Genomic DNA, 13,535 nt, shown 5'->3' on the forward strand with positions numbered 1-13,535 from the left:
GAAAACAAACTAAAGATTCATGCAATTCGCGACTCAGGGCACTGGTACGGAAAGTACAATCGCTTGATAATGTCCTTAACTCAAAGGGCGTTTGCTATAGGAGAGTGCGAGCATGAACGATGGAATACGTAGCACAAGTCGACGCCGAATCTTGCAGGGCATCAGTGGGTCTCTCGCCGCGTTGGGTCTGGCAGCATGCGAGTATCAGTCTGCACCATTAGGACCACCCCCTGTAGCAACGGAGATGGTGGTGCCGGTCCCAACGAAACGACCCCGGCTTGAGCCGGTTGAAGTCGAATTGAAGATTGGCCCAATCTCCGACCGAAACTCTGAGGCATTCCAAGAGTCTGTGAGAGTCTTCCACAGCTACTATCCTGGCATTCGGATCAGGGTGGAGTTTCCAAGCGGAGGAGCGAGTCAGCGGGAATGGATAGCAGTCACTTTTGCCGCTGGGAGTGGAATTGACGTAGCGCAGATATCCGGGTCTCACGTTGAGTTTACAAAGTACAACTTCATTAGGAAACTGCACGAATTCGCTAAGGCAGACAATTCATTCAACATCGAGCCGTACTACTCGCGCATTGTCGATTATTACAACACCCCGGGCGAGGGGCTGTGGTGCCTGCCGTGGAGCTACGCTACCGAGACTCTGTACTATAACAAGCGGCACTTTACTGAGGCTAGTATCCCCACTCCTGATTTCAATTGGACCTGGGACGATGTCCGCGACGTGGCCCGCAAGCTAACCAAGAAGGCCGGCAGCGATATAGATACTGAAGTATGGGGTGTTGAATTTCGGTTGTCGCATCTTGATTACGTGCTGCGATCGTTCGGTGGAGGCTTCCCAATTGGGGAACCGGAGAATTCCGAAAGGATCCGCGCTGGAAACATCGCGGCTATGCGGTTCCTTTCTGATCTCGTAAAGGATGACCGTGTCCATCCATATCCTGCCCTGGGATGGAGCGATGGCTTTGCTCTTGGCAAGGTGTCAATGGCCTTCCTGCCGGAGTGGGCTAGTGCCAGGCTCAACGCGATTGAAGGGCTTGACTACGACGTGGCTCCCATGCCCCAGGGCCCGGCGGGAAGTGTGACCTCATTTGCGGTTAGCGGTGTCGCAATGGGAGGATATGACTGTTTTCACCCTGATCATTCCTGGGAAGTCTTAAAGTGGTTTGCGCACGCTGATTTCGGTAAATGGGATGTTGCCCGGGCAATCCTGTTTCCCGAGGGGATGCCGACCGCTCTCATCGCCGCGAATGAGAACTGCTGGACCACGCACCATCAAGAACCGGATAACCGGCGCCTCTTCCTTCAGAACACCGAAAACGCAATGGTGCCATTTTCAGACAGCCCGTGGTGGCCCCATCTCTCAGAGGCCATGCTGTATAGTGACTTACGACGGTATGTGAGTAGTATGCTTGTTGGCCGTGCATCAGTGGAGGAGGGGGTCGAAAGGCTGGAACAGAGTTGGAAGACTGTTTGGCCAACGATTGCCGAAGCCTTGTCAAAGGACAATGCCAGTGTAGGTTGCAGATTCTGAGGCGGACGGGAGAAGTTCCATTGGGTGCACAATGCCTGGCACTGCGCCCCTTAAATCGCGGAAGCAAGTTTCTTCAGCCAAAAATTCGAGAGACGACTTTAGCCTCTTGATGGTTGGACTAGCTTTGGGATGTGTAGTAGTATTCTTTCAGAGATGCCCTAATTCTATCAAGCTTTTTCCGGGATGTAGCGATTGGTGGTTTCCCGGCGAGAAAGTAGTGTCAATAGTTTGTGAAACGCGGAGTACAGGAGGGTGTGAGTATGAGAGCAAATTCCGTTGGTTTGAGTCGACGCCGGTTGTTGCAGGGCTTCGGCGGGACGTTAGGCATATTGGGCTTGGCGGCGTGCGGCACTGTTGCCATGGCCCCGGCTGCGGAAGAAGAAGCCATGGCGCCGAAGGAAGAAGAGGCCAAGCAAGAGGCGCCCGCACCGGCTGAGCCGACCGATGTCGAATTCCTTATCGGCCCCTTTGCCGGGCGCAGCGTCGACGCCATGGATGCGTGGCTGGCGAACTTCCATGAGAAGAATCCGAGCATCCAGATCAAGCTGATCATCGCGGAGGCGGGCACGAATTATCAGCAGCAAATCGCCACGTTTGTCGCCGCCGGCGCCAATGCGGATGTGCTGCACATGTCCGGCGGGCACTTTACCTATGCGGCCGAGGGCGTACTGGTAAACTTGGATGACCACATCAAGGCAGATACGAACTTCGACATCGCGGCCTACTATCCGCGTGTCACCGAGTTTTACCGCGTGCCTGAAGGCGGGCAATGGGCGTTGCCGTGGAACCATGCCACTGAGGGCGTCTACTACAACAAGACACTGCTCGCGGAGGCCGGACTAGACGAACCGGGCAAAGACTGGACGTGGGACGACCTGCGCGAGATGGCGCGAGTCCTGACGAAGGACGCCAATAATGACAACGAACCGGAATCGTGGGGCGTTGAGTTCCGGCTGGTGCGCATCGATCACGTGCTGCGGTCGTTTGGCGGCGGCTTCCTGGCCGATGACAACACCCGGTCTGTCATCACGGAACCTGGCTCAATTGCCGCACTTCAGTACCTGGCCGACCTGATGCTCAAAGACCGCACCCATCCCTACCCGGCGCTGGGCTGGAATAACGGTTTTGCCGAAGGCAAGATAGCGATCTCTTTCCTGCCCGAGTGGGCGGCTGTGCGTTTGGCAGGTGTAGAGGGGCTAGACTTTGACGTCGGACTCATGCCCCAGGGACCCGAAGGCAGATACACGTTCTTCGGCTCCGGCGGCGCCTCCATGTTCAGCACGTCCGATGCCCAGGACGCGTCCTGGGAGGTGCTGAAGTGGTTTACGAACTTCGACGGCGGCGAGTGGGGGATGGCGCGGGCAATTTCATTCCCGTCGGGTTCACCGTCTGCGTTGATCGCGGCCAATGAGTTCTTCTGGAATGAGTATCTCACCAAGCCGGAAAATCGCACGCGCTTCTTGCAGAATCCCGACTTTGCCGTGGTGCCCTTCGGCGGCAGTTGGGACGGCAGATTCTTCGATCAAAGCGCGCGCCAGGCGCTGCCCCAGATTTGGGAAGGTACCAAGTCAGTGGAAGAGGTAGCGCGGGAACTGGATGCCATGTGGGTCGCGCGCCTGGAGGAGACCGGCAGGCACCAGGGATAGAGGTCACACCGGCATCTTGGCAAACAGGTTAATTGGGAGTGACATCTCCGCAGAATACCCATCTGCGGAGATGTCACTTAGAGGGGCTAAGTTTATTCTGCCATTCTGTCCGTCTGATCAAATCATGGCCAGCTTGTTGCACAATTATCGAATGCCCCACTCGACCAGGGCATAGATTCGGTCCATACTCTGGTAGTTCAAAGAGGATGTTAGGGGTGAGGGACGGTCCCTTGTCTGCAGCACGAAAGCACGGAATTGAGGTCTTGAGACATGAGCGCGATTCGGGTAGGCGTCGTCGGTATTGGCGGCCGCGGGCAGAACTATCTGCGGTGGATCAGTGAAGTTGACCGCCGCGCATACTTGGGCGCAGACCGGCACTGGAGTCATGCCAAGCGGACCTCGTACTGGGGGACTGAGTTGCGGGAATCCCGTGACATTGCGTTTCCGGAAGAGATGTATAAGCAGTATGCGCGCAGTCTCGAGGAGTACGGGATCGTAGAAACGCGGGACCTGAAGGCCGATGTCGTGGCCGTGTGCGACGTACAGGAAGATCACCTGGCGACAGCCAATGAAGTCCTCACTGAAGAATTCGGGCGGGATGCACCGGTAGCCTATACCGACTATCGCCAGATGCTGGACGAAGCCAATCTAGACGCCGTCGTTGTGGTCAGCGCCAATTTCACCCATCGGGAGATCGCCGTCGCAGCGCTGGAAACTGGAGCTTGGGTGCTCTGCGACAAGCCGCTGGCGACCACGGTAGCGGACTGCCAGGCAATCGTGGACGCCGCCCACCGCAGCGGCGGCAAGTGCTTTATGGGCTTCAACGAGCGTTCCAATCCGGCGGTGACGAAAGGCCGCGAAATTGTGGCAAGCGGCCAGATCGGCCAGCCGCAGATGGTATTGTCTCGCACGATTCGCCCACCCTTTGCACCGACGCCGTGGCGCTACAGCCAGTCCCAGAGCGGCGGCGCCCTCAATGAAAAAGACTGCCACAGCTTCGATCTCTTCAACTGGTATGTCGACTCGAAACCCGCACGCGTGATGGGCATTGGCGGCCAGCATGTGCTGACGGAAAACAACGACATTATCGATCACGCCTGGGTGCTGGTGGAGTACGAGAACGGCGCGAAGGGCTGCTTGCAGCTCTGCCTCTTTTCCCCGCCTTCCACCGGACCTGGCGCGGTGCTGGACGCCGTCGGAGCTAACGGGCGCATTATCGTCAAGGGCGGATCGGTGGAAGTCTACGGCCGCCGGCCGCTTAATGACCGGGCCGTCTATCACGTCAGCCGTGATAGCAGTATGCCGGGACATTCCGGAGACCTGACCCAGGCCTTTCGTTTCCTGGACTGCGTCGCCCACGACAAACCGGCGCCGGCAACTCCCGAGGCCGGTATGGAAAGCACCGTAATCTGCTTGGCGGCGGAGGAGTCGATCCGGCGCAACGGCGAGTGGATTGACATAAGAGATTTTGTGGCGCGAGAGCTGCAGGCGGCCTCGGCTTGACGACTGATAATCAGTTGAATCTACTGATATAGTTCATGCTTCGACAGGCTCAGCACGAACGGGGGCAGTGTGCTCAGTACGAACGGAGCTAACGTGCTTCGACGGGCTCAGCACGAGCGGGGCTAGTGTGCTTCGACAGGCTCAACACGAGCGGAAGAGGGAGAGCGGTGTGGGATAGAAGCCGTTCGCCCTGAGCAAAGTCGAAGGGTAAACGGCGGAGGATGGCGGCACGGGACGCTCTCCCCCTACCCGGAGTCCGTTCATGCTTCGACAGGCTCAGCACGAACGGGGGAAGTGTGCTCAGCACGAACGGGGCTAACGTGCTTCGACGGGCTCAGCACGAACGGTGAGTGGGTGAACAATGAAGAGTTCGGCACGAACGGGAGCCGAATACCCGTACTGGCCCGGCACGAATGGGACTTAGCTGCTTTTTGTGCTAGCGAGAGCTAATTAAGTCCCACTTAAATTTGAGTTAATGCGCCGGTCAATCATGTTTGCAAACAGATTCCATTGACGGTCCAGTTAGTCTGAGTGGATTGAGAAGCCGGTCGCCTACACTGATTTCATCTATATTGCAGACTTGACCCACTGCATTGGGAAGAGGAACAAGCCATGCCAAAGCGCCCAAATGTCGTTGTCATCATTACCGATCAGCAGCGGTCGGACTGCATTGGGTACGCGAATCCGGTCCTCGAGACGCCGTATCTCGACCAGCTCGCCGGGCGCGGCGTGAAATTCACGCGGTGCTATACGAGTTCACCGTCATGCTTGCCGTCGCGGGCCGCTATGATGACGGGCATGGACCAGTGGAATCACGGACGGCTTGGCAGTGGCGCCGGCCAAGACGCCTTGGACTTTCCGGCGACGCTGGCGGGCGAGCTAATGAAGGCTGGATACCACACTGCCAGCATAGGCAAGTCGGACCAGTTTCCCCGACGTGCGCTCTACGGGTTCTATGAAGCCGTGCAGGATAGCACGGGCCGTGGTCTCTGGACAGACTACATGGCTTGGCTGCGCGAGGAGACAGCCGGCAAGATCGGTGACCTGGACCATGGCCTTGAGTGGAACAGCTTGATGGGCCGGCCAAGCCACCTGCCGGAACACCTGCACGCCACCCATTGGACGGTGAGCGAAGCGGTCAAGTTCATCGAGCGGCGCGATCCTACGTGCCCGTTCTTTCTATGGATGTCGTTCACGCGTCCCCATGCGCCCTACGATCCTCCGCCCGTCTATTTCGATATGTACAAGGACAACCCCGATATCCCAATGCCGCCTATGGGCGACTGGGCCGCGGAATTCGATGAGCCGATTGCCAGCACCACTGCTTGGCGGGGCCGGGCCCCTGACGCACAGGTGCACCGCACACGTGCGGCTTACTACGGAAGCATCACATTCATCGATCATCAGGTGGGCCGTTTCCTGTATGAATGTAGTTGGCGCGATCGTGAGGCCTTGCGCAACACCCTCTTCATCTTTACCTCAGACCATGGCGACATGCTCGGCGACCACTGTTTGTGGCGCAAGGGCTACTCCAACGACGGCTCCGCACGTATCCCGTTCTTCATCAAGTATCCGGACACGTGGGATGAGGAGCGTGGCGGGTCTTGCGACGAGATTATTGAACTACGCGATCTCATGCCGACGGTGCTCGAAGCCGCGCGGGTGGAGATCCCTGAATCGGTCGACGGTAAGAGCCTGCTTCCGCTCGCGCGAGGCGAACCAACTGAATGGCGCGAGTACCTGCAAGGGGAACAGACCAGAATCCATGGCTGGGACCAAGGCATGCAGTTCATCGCGACGAAGCGAGATAAATACACCTGGTTTCACCATACGGGCAGGGAACGCTACTTCAACCTGGTCGAGGATCCGCAAGAGTGCCGCAATTTGGCCGGGCATGCCGAAGCCAATGGGCGCATTGAGGAGTTACGTGCGCTCCTTGCCCAAGTCAACGAGCAGCGCGGTGACCCGCGGGGACAGAACGGTCAATTGGTAGTCCAAACCAACGAAGCTCTCCTACAGTCACCAAATTACGCCAAGTGGAAGGCCCGCGCGGACGAACGCATGAGCTTGTAAGAGCCGTGGCTCTTCAAGCGGTGCCACATACCGCCACTCACACAGATTTCGGCAGGGATTCCCAGCACTAAACCTGCGGTTCGCTCCGGCTTCTTCGCCTCAGAGCTAGATAGTACGGTTAGAGATAGCTGTCAAGTGCGCTTAGGAAGTTCTTGTAGACGCACTGCTGCTCCCAGATAATCCCATCCACGCCCAGGCTCCACCATTCGTCCGGCATGAAGTAGACGGATACTTCTGCCTCTGATCCCCAACGCCCCCACCAATTGATCAGGTGGAGATTATCTGACTGGGTAAGCCAGAGGGCGAGATCGACCAGTGTTTCGTTGCCGGTTAATCGTGCCTTGTGGTAGCACGCAGTCATCAGTTGGAAGAGCGCGCGTTGCGGTTCATTCCCCAGAAAGAATTCGGCGCCGCCCGACCCCGCCCACGTACTGGGAAATGGCGGAAGCGCAAGCTGATGAGCCTGGTCACCGTAGGCGTTGATCATCTCCGTAGCCGTTGCGGGGGTAACGCCCTCGCGTTGCAGGTACCGTGGCAGCGCCTGCATGAACTCAAACACGCCGCTGTCGTAATACTGGTGCTCCCCGAACGTCTCGAAATCCCACCCGACCATCACAAATTGGCCTGCCGCACTCCGGACCCAATGCGCGTAGTCGTCCGCCATGAGCGGCCACCCCGCCCACTGGCGCTGCGAAAAGCGATAGCCGACGTCATCGCTCAGTTCATAGTGCCGGGCAAGCATCTTTACCGCCGGTCGGTGATAGTAGAGATACGTGGGCTGGCGCCAGTCTAGAGTCCACTCCCTGCCGTCCATCAGAGCGCCATGGAAGCCGGCACTCTCCACCGCGCTGACAATCGTCTCCGAGACGAGCATTTCGGTCGTGTCGGTCACGGTGGGTCGCTTGCCAAAGATACCGGCAAGCTCGTCTGCCATGGAGTGCATTCGCGCGGTGAACTCGGGCAAATCGATCAGCATGAGGAACGAGTGATAGGGATCGACGCCAATCAACTCCGTGTTGGGGTGGGCAACGATGCGCTTGAAGCCGTCTAGGACGGATGGCTCCCATTGTTTCGCTTGCCTGATTAGCGAAATTGAAACACCGAAGCAGAGCTTGATGCCGCTATCGAGAAGCTGCAACCACAGATCTGTGGCGGGCCTATAGCTGTAGCGGGCCACCTTGCGAAAATAGCGCTCATTCATCTTCTCATCGAAGAGGAGCGGCGCCATGTCTTCCGGCGCGGTCCCGGGTGGGATTGCTCTGGCGGGTAAACGTACTCGCCGTGGTTGATGTGCGATTACGTAGATGACCAGGTTTTCAGCCATCTGCTTCGCTCTGCAGGTGAATCCCTTGCTTGGTAGCCAGGTACTCCACCTTCCCCACGAGGTCCCGTATGGTCGAATCCCAGGTAAAGAGAGCCGCCGTCTGCCGCGCGTGGCGCTGTATCTGACGAATTACGTCAGGCTGATTGTGGATGAGTTGCAGGTAGCTGGCCAGTTCTGCAGGGTCGTCAGTCTCGACAGAGAGGGCATTGTGCAGTTGCACAGCATAGTCTTCGCCGGTAGTTCCCGTAACCACCACGGCACCGCACGCCATCGCCTCCAGCCCCACCAGGCCGAATGGTTCATAGCCACTATTGGCGAGTACTGCGTCGGCAGCAGAATAGAAGACTCGCTGCAGTGCCTCAGGCACAAATTCACAGAGGTTCAATACATCCGCCTCGTCAGCCGCGAGAATCGCATTGAGCGCACCTTCCAAGTCCGAGTTGTCGCTATGGATGTCTTGCACCACTAGTCCCAATTCCCTGGCTCGGTGCAGCACGTCACCTCCATGGGGTTCAAGGCCGCCTCGCGCGATGAAGCGCACACGGTGACCGGCGTGCTTTAGTTGGGCCGCAGCTTCTATTGCCTGGAGCCATCGCTTATCCGGATCGAACCGCCCCATCTTTAGAAGCAAGTAGTCCGCGTCCATACCCTTGCGAAGCCTTGTCACCGGCCTTTGCGGCACTTTTTCCAACAAGCGGCGGGGAATGCCATTGGGCAGTACGAGCGGATTTAGTCCCCAATCCCATAGCCGGTGCTTCATAAACCGGCTCACGGTGGTAATAGTGGCAATAAAGCCGAGACGAGGGAGGTCTATGTGGCCGAACCCAAACTCGTTATTAGCGTTCCACAGCAGCACACACTGCTGGCGCAGGCCGTTGAAGTGGAGAGAGTCGCTGAGCCGTGACAGCGTTTCCGTCGTGTGCCACTCTTCCGCCATAACAACGGTGATCCGACCTTGGTCGGCGGCGGGCCGTACCAGGCGGTCCGTTACGAACCAAGGAACGCTGCTGGCAAAGTCAACGAGCTTGTCCCATTCAGCCTCGTAAGCGCCCGTTGGGTGTGCGTGGCTAATCCACTGGCACCAGCGATAGAGGTGCAGATTGCCTTCCTCGCGAGTCTCTACAGAAGGCAAGTTGGGATCGCCAATGAAGATCAGGTGGGTGGTGAAGCCAGCCTGCGCGAGCGCGCGCGCAAGCTCGGTGACGCGAGTGCCGAGTCCCCCGGCTTGCGAGTACCGATCAGGGCCCTCGAAACTGAGCAACACAAACTGGGCATTGTCGGGGACGATGCTCATTGCCGCGCCGGCTCCACTTCCTTAAGGATGCCTCTTTGAATCCTTGTGGTCGTGCACCGAGCTAGGATGGGATTATGTTTGCGCGACCTGCAGCACGTCGGCACGTCGCGACCGTTCCCAGTCGGCGTTCGTGGCATAAGTATAAGACAAGAACGCCTATACGTCGAGGTGTTGCACTTCCTTGGCGTGCGCTTGGATGAAACGCTTGCGGGCTTGTGGGTCGTCTCCCATGAGCCGATCGAACACCAAACTGACGGCAGCCTCGTCTTCCAGCATGACCTGCAAGAGCTTACGGCGGGCCGGGTCCATGGTGGTTTCCCACAGTTGGTCGGCGTTCATTTCACCCAGACCCTTGTAACGCTGCATGGCGATGTTTGTGCGGTTGAATTGCTTGAGAATGCGGTCGCGCTCATCGTCGTTCCACGCGTAGTGCACATCACGATTGCGAGCAACCCGGTAGAGCGGCGCCTGGGCGATGTAGAGCCGCTGGTTCGTAATGATCTCGCGCATATAACGGAAAAAGAACGTAAGCAGAAGCGTGCGAATGTGCGCACCGTCAACATCGGCATCGGTCATGATGATGACTTTACCGTACCGCAGTTTCGAAATGTCGAACGTCTCGCCGATGCTTGTGCCTAAGGCGGTAACCAGTGCGCGGATTTCCGTATTGGACAGCATGCGGTCAAGGTTCGTGCGCTCCGCGTTGAGAATCTTGCCGCGCAGCGGGAGAATGGCCTGGAAGCGGCGTTCCCTGCCTTGTTTTGCGTTGCCGCCTGCCGAATCACCCTCCACGATGAATATCTCTGCATTCTCCATACTGCGCTCCGAGCAGTCGGCGAGTTTTCCCGGAAGTGTCGAGACATCCAAGAAGCCCTTGCGGGACACCATGTCCCGGGCCTTTTGCGCGGCAATGCGCGCGCGGGCGGCGTTCAGGCATTTCTCGATGATGGCCTTGCCTTCGCTGGGATGCTCTTCCAGATATTGGCCGAGTTTCTCATTGACAGTCGTTTCTACAAAGCGCCGCACTTCGGAGTTGCCGAGTTTGGCCTTGGTCTGCCCCTCGAATTGCGGGTTAGTAAGCCGCACGCTGATCACAGCCGTCAGTCCGGTGCGCACGTCGTCACCCGTAAGAGAGACATCTTTCTCCTTGATGAGGTTCTGCTTGCGGGCGTAGTCGTTCAATGTGCGGGTCAGAGCAGAGCGGAACCCGGTCAGGTGCGTGCCGCCGTCCACGTTGTTGATGGTGTTGGCAAAGGCGTAGATGCGTTCGTCATAGCTCTGGGTGTATTGCAGCGCCGCTTCGAGCTGCAGCGAGTCAGCTTCCCCGGTAAGGAAGATCCCCTCGTTATTGATGATCGTCTTGCGCCGATTCATTTGATGCACGAAGGCGCGGATCCCGTTCTCAAAGTAGAACGTTAGTTCGCGGGCAGTCCGTTCATCGCGGAACTCGATACGAAGGGCGGGACAGAGATAGGCGATCTCACGGAAACGCTGTGCCAGCGTATTGAACTCATAGTCAAGCGTCTCCATGATCGTGGAATCGGGGAGAAAGTGGATAGTGGTACCGTTCCGGTCAGACCTGCCGACCCGCTCTACCTGGCCGAGGGGGGCGCCGCCGCGGTACTCTTGTCGGTAGACGTAGGGCGCTTGATAAACGGTGGCGACGAGTTTTATCGATAGTGCATTGACAATTGAAACGCCAACGCCGTGGAGTCCGCCGGAGACTTTGTAGCTCTTGCCGCCAAACTTGCCGCCGGCGTGCAGCCGGGTGAGCACGGTCTCCAAGGCAGATACGCCGGTCTTTTCGTGCACGTCAACCGGAATGCCGCGGCCGTTGTCCTCGATGGTGACGCTGCAATCCTCGTGTATCGTGATACGAATGCGGTCGCAAAGGCCTGCCAGTGCTTCGTCAACGCTGTTATCCACCACCTCATAGACGAGGTGGTGCAGTCCACGGACGTCTGTACTGCCAATGAACATACCGGGACGAGTCCGGACCGGTTCCAAGCCTTCCAGCACCTGAATGTCGGCAGCGGTGTAGTCGTTCAAGGCCTCTGCGGTAGGTTCGTTGTTGGATTCTAGCATCGCCGCACTAGCATTAGCTTCTATAGTGTTCTTTGCCATAGATTTCCCTTCGCGAAAGAGTAACTTGGACTGCTACGCAGAACTAGGATCCCCACGATGAATGAGTAGTCGATTCCACACATACATGAACAAAGCGATCGTCACCCAGGTCCCCACGTATGCGTTTCCAATGGTTGCGATGATTCTTCCGATACTGATACTCAGGATTTCCCAGCCTAGAATTGGCCCCCAAAGAATGCTGGTCCCAAAGACGATGAGCCAATAGAGGAAGAAGAAACCGACTGATGACCACAAGTTTGCATGGATCACGTCCAGTGTCAGCCGAATCACCTTTGGCAGACTCTGGCGCACTAGCGCAACGCTATCCACGATGAAGAAGACATAGAACGCGACCCAGAGTAGCAGGGCCACCGCCAGCAAGAGCAGCAACGCTCCAATTAACGGTACCAACGAGAGCATGAGACTGGCGACGGCGAATGGTACCAACGTTGCTACCAGCATGACTCCGACAAGCCCCCCAAGTCGATTGGTCAACCGCAGGACACGGGGCAGGAGAACCTCCCAAGGCAGTGCACTTTGTTGCACTTCCGCTGCAATCAGGGCAAGGTAGGTACCACCAAGCAAGAAACTGACCGGAAGAAGGAGTACGAGGGCTAACAGGAACTGTTGGAACGAATCCAAGACAATCGTAGCGCCCGGTCCCTCCCCGGATACGGCGACACCAAGCGAAGGCACCCAAATCCCAAGAATAAGCGAGAGCAGGTTCGACTGGCTGACTATTGTGAAGATATTCGCGCTCTCAGGGCTTGCGCCCGCTTCCAAAGTTGAGGGGGAACCTTCCGCCAGTGGAAGAAGCTCCGCTCCCAGCATTATGCGCGGCCCAAACCAAATTAACAGGTCTATTCCGATCGGCAAGAGTACCAGCCATAGGCGCCGATTGAGGAGAGAACCGGACTCTGCCAGGGCGTCGATGGGTCTGAGTGTGTGTAGGTCATTCACTGTACTATTATAGCAGTTTTGGGCGATAGTCTCAATGCGTCAAGTGTTTACATGCCAGTAACGACGGGGAGAATCGGCCTCCGTTATATCCGTTCGGTCTTAGGGTGGAAACAGGAGGAGGGAGATAGATGCGTGTGATCATCGCGGGTGGCAGCGGCTTGATCGGTCGTGCGCTGACTCATCACCTGTGCGCGCAAGGCCATTCCGCCGTTGTCTTATCCAGGCAGCCATTGAAGGTGCCGAAGCTTCCTGATGGCGCCGATGTCGCATACTGGGACGGCAGCGGCAGCGAAGGCTTGGTCGATCTGGTAGACGGCGCGCACGCGGTGGTAAACCTTGCCGGGGAGAGCATTGCCGGCAGGCGCTGGACACCTGCGCAGAAACGAAGATTGCGTGATAGCCGGATACGGTCTACCAGCGGAATAGTGGCCGCAATCCGCGCTGCGCCGCGGCAGCCGGCCGTGCTCCTCCAGGCCTCCGCAGTGGGCTATTACGGGAATACCGGCAAGGAAGTAGATGAGCAGCAGGCGCCGGGGTCCGACTTTCTCGCCGAATTGTCTCAGGAGTGGGAACACGCATCAGCGGCGGTCGAAGAGTCATCGACACGGCGGGTGCTGCTGCGCATGGGGGTTTCCCTGAGTATGGAAGGCGGTATGCTGCCGCGCGTGGCGCTGCCGTTTCGCTTCTTCGCGGGGGGCGCCCTGGGCACCGGCCGCCAGTGGGTGCCCTGGATACACATCGAGGATACGGTGCGGGCAATTGCGTTTCTCTTAACACATGACCATATCTCGGGGCCCGTGAATGTGTGTGCGCCCCAACCTGTGCGGTTTGCTGACTTTGCCAGCGCCGTGGGGCGAACATTGAGGCGTCCGTCGCTCTTCCGTGTGCCTCCTTGGGCTCTCCGCCTTGGCATGGGCGAAATGGCGGACATAGTGTTGCACGGGCAACGCGCGGTGCCCGCGCGGTTGACTGGCGCCGGGTTCGAGTTTCGGTATCCTGTTGTTGAGGACGCATTGAGCGCTATCCTGCGCGCAGAGACCTAAGCGCCTGACCCGTGTATAGTGCGCTTTT

The 13,535-nt window shown here is 57.9% G+C and carries 9 protein-coding genes; 5 read left to right on the forward strand and 4 right to left on the reverse strand.

Going from position 1 to position 13,535, the window contains the following annotated elements; genetic code table 11:
* The first annotated feature begins 112 nt into the window (after positions 1–112).
* The 4 genes from OXE05_11650 (at position 113) to OXE05_11665 (ending at position 6,762) form a co-directional block, all read left to right on the forward strand.
* Positions 113–1,540, forward strand: coding sequence for an extracellular solute-binding protein (locus OXE05_11650; protein ID MCY4437970.1), 1,428 nt, complete (start codon positions 113–115; stop codon positions 1,538–1,540).
* A gap of 260 nt (positions 1,541–1,800) precedes the next feature.
* Complete coding sequence (locus OXE05_11655) at positions 1,801–3,186, forward strand: sugar ABC transporter substrate-binding protein (protein ID MCY4437971.1); 1,386 nt, start codon at positions 1,801–1,803, stop codon at positions 3,184–3,186.
* Positions 3,187–3,456: 270 nt separating this feature from the next.
* Positions 3,457–4,689 carry a Gfo/Idh/MocA family oxidoreductase gene (locus OXE05_11660; GenBank protein MCY4437972.1) on the forward strand — a complete coding sequence of 411 codons (1,233 nt, stop codon included), beginning with the start codon at positions 3,457–3,459 and terminating at the stop codon, positions 4,687–4,689.
* Positions 4,690–5,301: 612 nt separating this feature from the next.
* Complete coding sequence (locus OXE05_11665) at positions 5,302–6,762, forward strand: arylsulfatase (protein MCY4437973.1); 1,461 nt, start codon at positions 5,302–5,304, stop codon at positions 6,760–6,762.
* A gap of 118 nt (positions 6,763–6,880) precedes the next feature.
* On the opposite strand, the gene OXE05_11670 is transcribed toward OXE05_11665, so the two are convergent.
* The 4 genes from OXE05_11670 to OXE05_11685 form a co-directional block, all read right to left on the reverse strand.
* The gene (locus OXE05_11670; GenBank protein ID MCY4437974.1) at positions 6,881–8,086 is read right to left on the reverse strand and encodes a glycoside hydrolase; all 1,206 of its coding nucleotides are present in this window, start codon (positions 8,084–8,086) and stop codon (positions 6,881–6,883) included.
* Positions 8,079–9,380, reverse strand: coding sequence for a glycosyltransferase family 4 protein (locus tag OXE05_11675; GenBank protein MCY4437975.1), 1,302 nt, complete (start codon positions 9,378–9,380; stop codon positions 8,079–8,081). Before OXE05_11675 ends, OXE05_11670 begins: the two co-directional genes overlap by 8 nt.
* A gap of 156 nt (positions 9,381–9,536) precedes the next feature.
* A complete protein-coding gene (gene gyrB / locus OXE05_11680; protein ID MCY4437976.1) occupies positions 9,537–11,465 on the reverse strand; it encodes a DNA topoisomerase (ATP-hydrolyzing) subunit B in 1,929 nt (642 codons plus the stop codon).
* Between the two features lie 72 nt (positions 11,466–11,537).
* Positions 11,538–12,380 (reverse strand): hypothetical protein, encoded by an 843-nt coding sequence (locus OXE05_11685; protein ID MCY4437977.1) that lies wholly within the window; start codon positions 12,378–12,380, stop codon positions 11,538–11,540.
* 212 nt (positions 12,381–12,592) lie between these two features.
* Here OXE05_11685 and OXE05_11690 point away from each other — a divergent pair, with 212 nt between their 5' ends.
* Entirely contained in the window at positions 12,593–13,507 is a 915-nt protein-coding gene (locus OXE05_11690) for a TIGR01777 family oxidoreductase (GenBank protein MCY4437978.1), read from the forward strand.
* Positions 13,508–13,535 lie beyond the last annotated feature (28 nt).

It is taken from the genome of Chloroflexota bacterium (assembly GCA_026710945.1).
In the GTDB taxonomy this organism is placed as follows: Bacteria; Chloroflexota; UBA11872; order VXOZ01; family VXOZ01; genus VXOZ01.

Excerpts from the sequence above, each read along its gene's own strand:
- OXE05_11665 (MCY4437973.1), top strand. The coding sequence starts at position 5,302 with ATGCCAAAGCGCCCAAATGTCGTTGTCATCATTACCGATCAGCAGCGG.
- OXE05_11650 (MCY4437970.1), top strand. The coding sequence starts at position 113 with ATGAACGATGGAATACGTAGCACAAGTCGACGCCGAATCTTGCAGGGC.
- gyrB (MCY4437976.1), bottom strand. The coding sequence starts at position 11,465 with ATGCTAGAATCCAACAACGAACCTACCGCAGAGGCCTTGAACGACTAC.
- OXE05_11670 (MCY4437974.1), bottom strand. The coding sequence starts at position 8,086 with ATGGCTGAAAACCTGGTCATCTACGTAATCGCACATCAACCACGGCGA.
- OXE05_11675 (MCY4437975.1), bottom strand. The coding sequence starts at position 9,380 with ATGAGCATCGTCCCCGACAATGCCCAGTTTGTGTTGCTCAGTTTCGAG.
- OXE05_11660 (MCY4437972.1), top strand. The coding sequence starts at position 3,457 with ATGAGCGCGATTCGGGTAGGCGTCGTCGGTATTGGCGGCCGCGGGCAG.
- OXE05_11690 (MCY4437978.1), top strand. The coding sequence starts at position 12,593 with ATGCGTGTGATCATCGCGGGTGGCAGCGGCTTGATCGGTCGTGCGCTG.
- OXE05_11655 (MCY4437971.1), top strand. The coding sequence starts at position 1,801 with ATGAGAGCAAATTCCGTTGGTTTGAGTCGACGCCGGTTGTTGCAGGGC.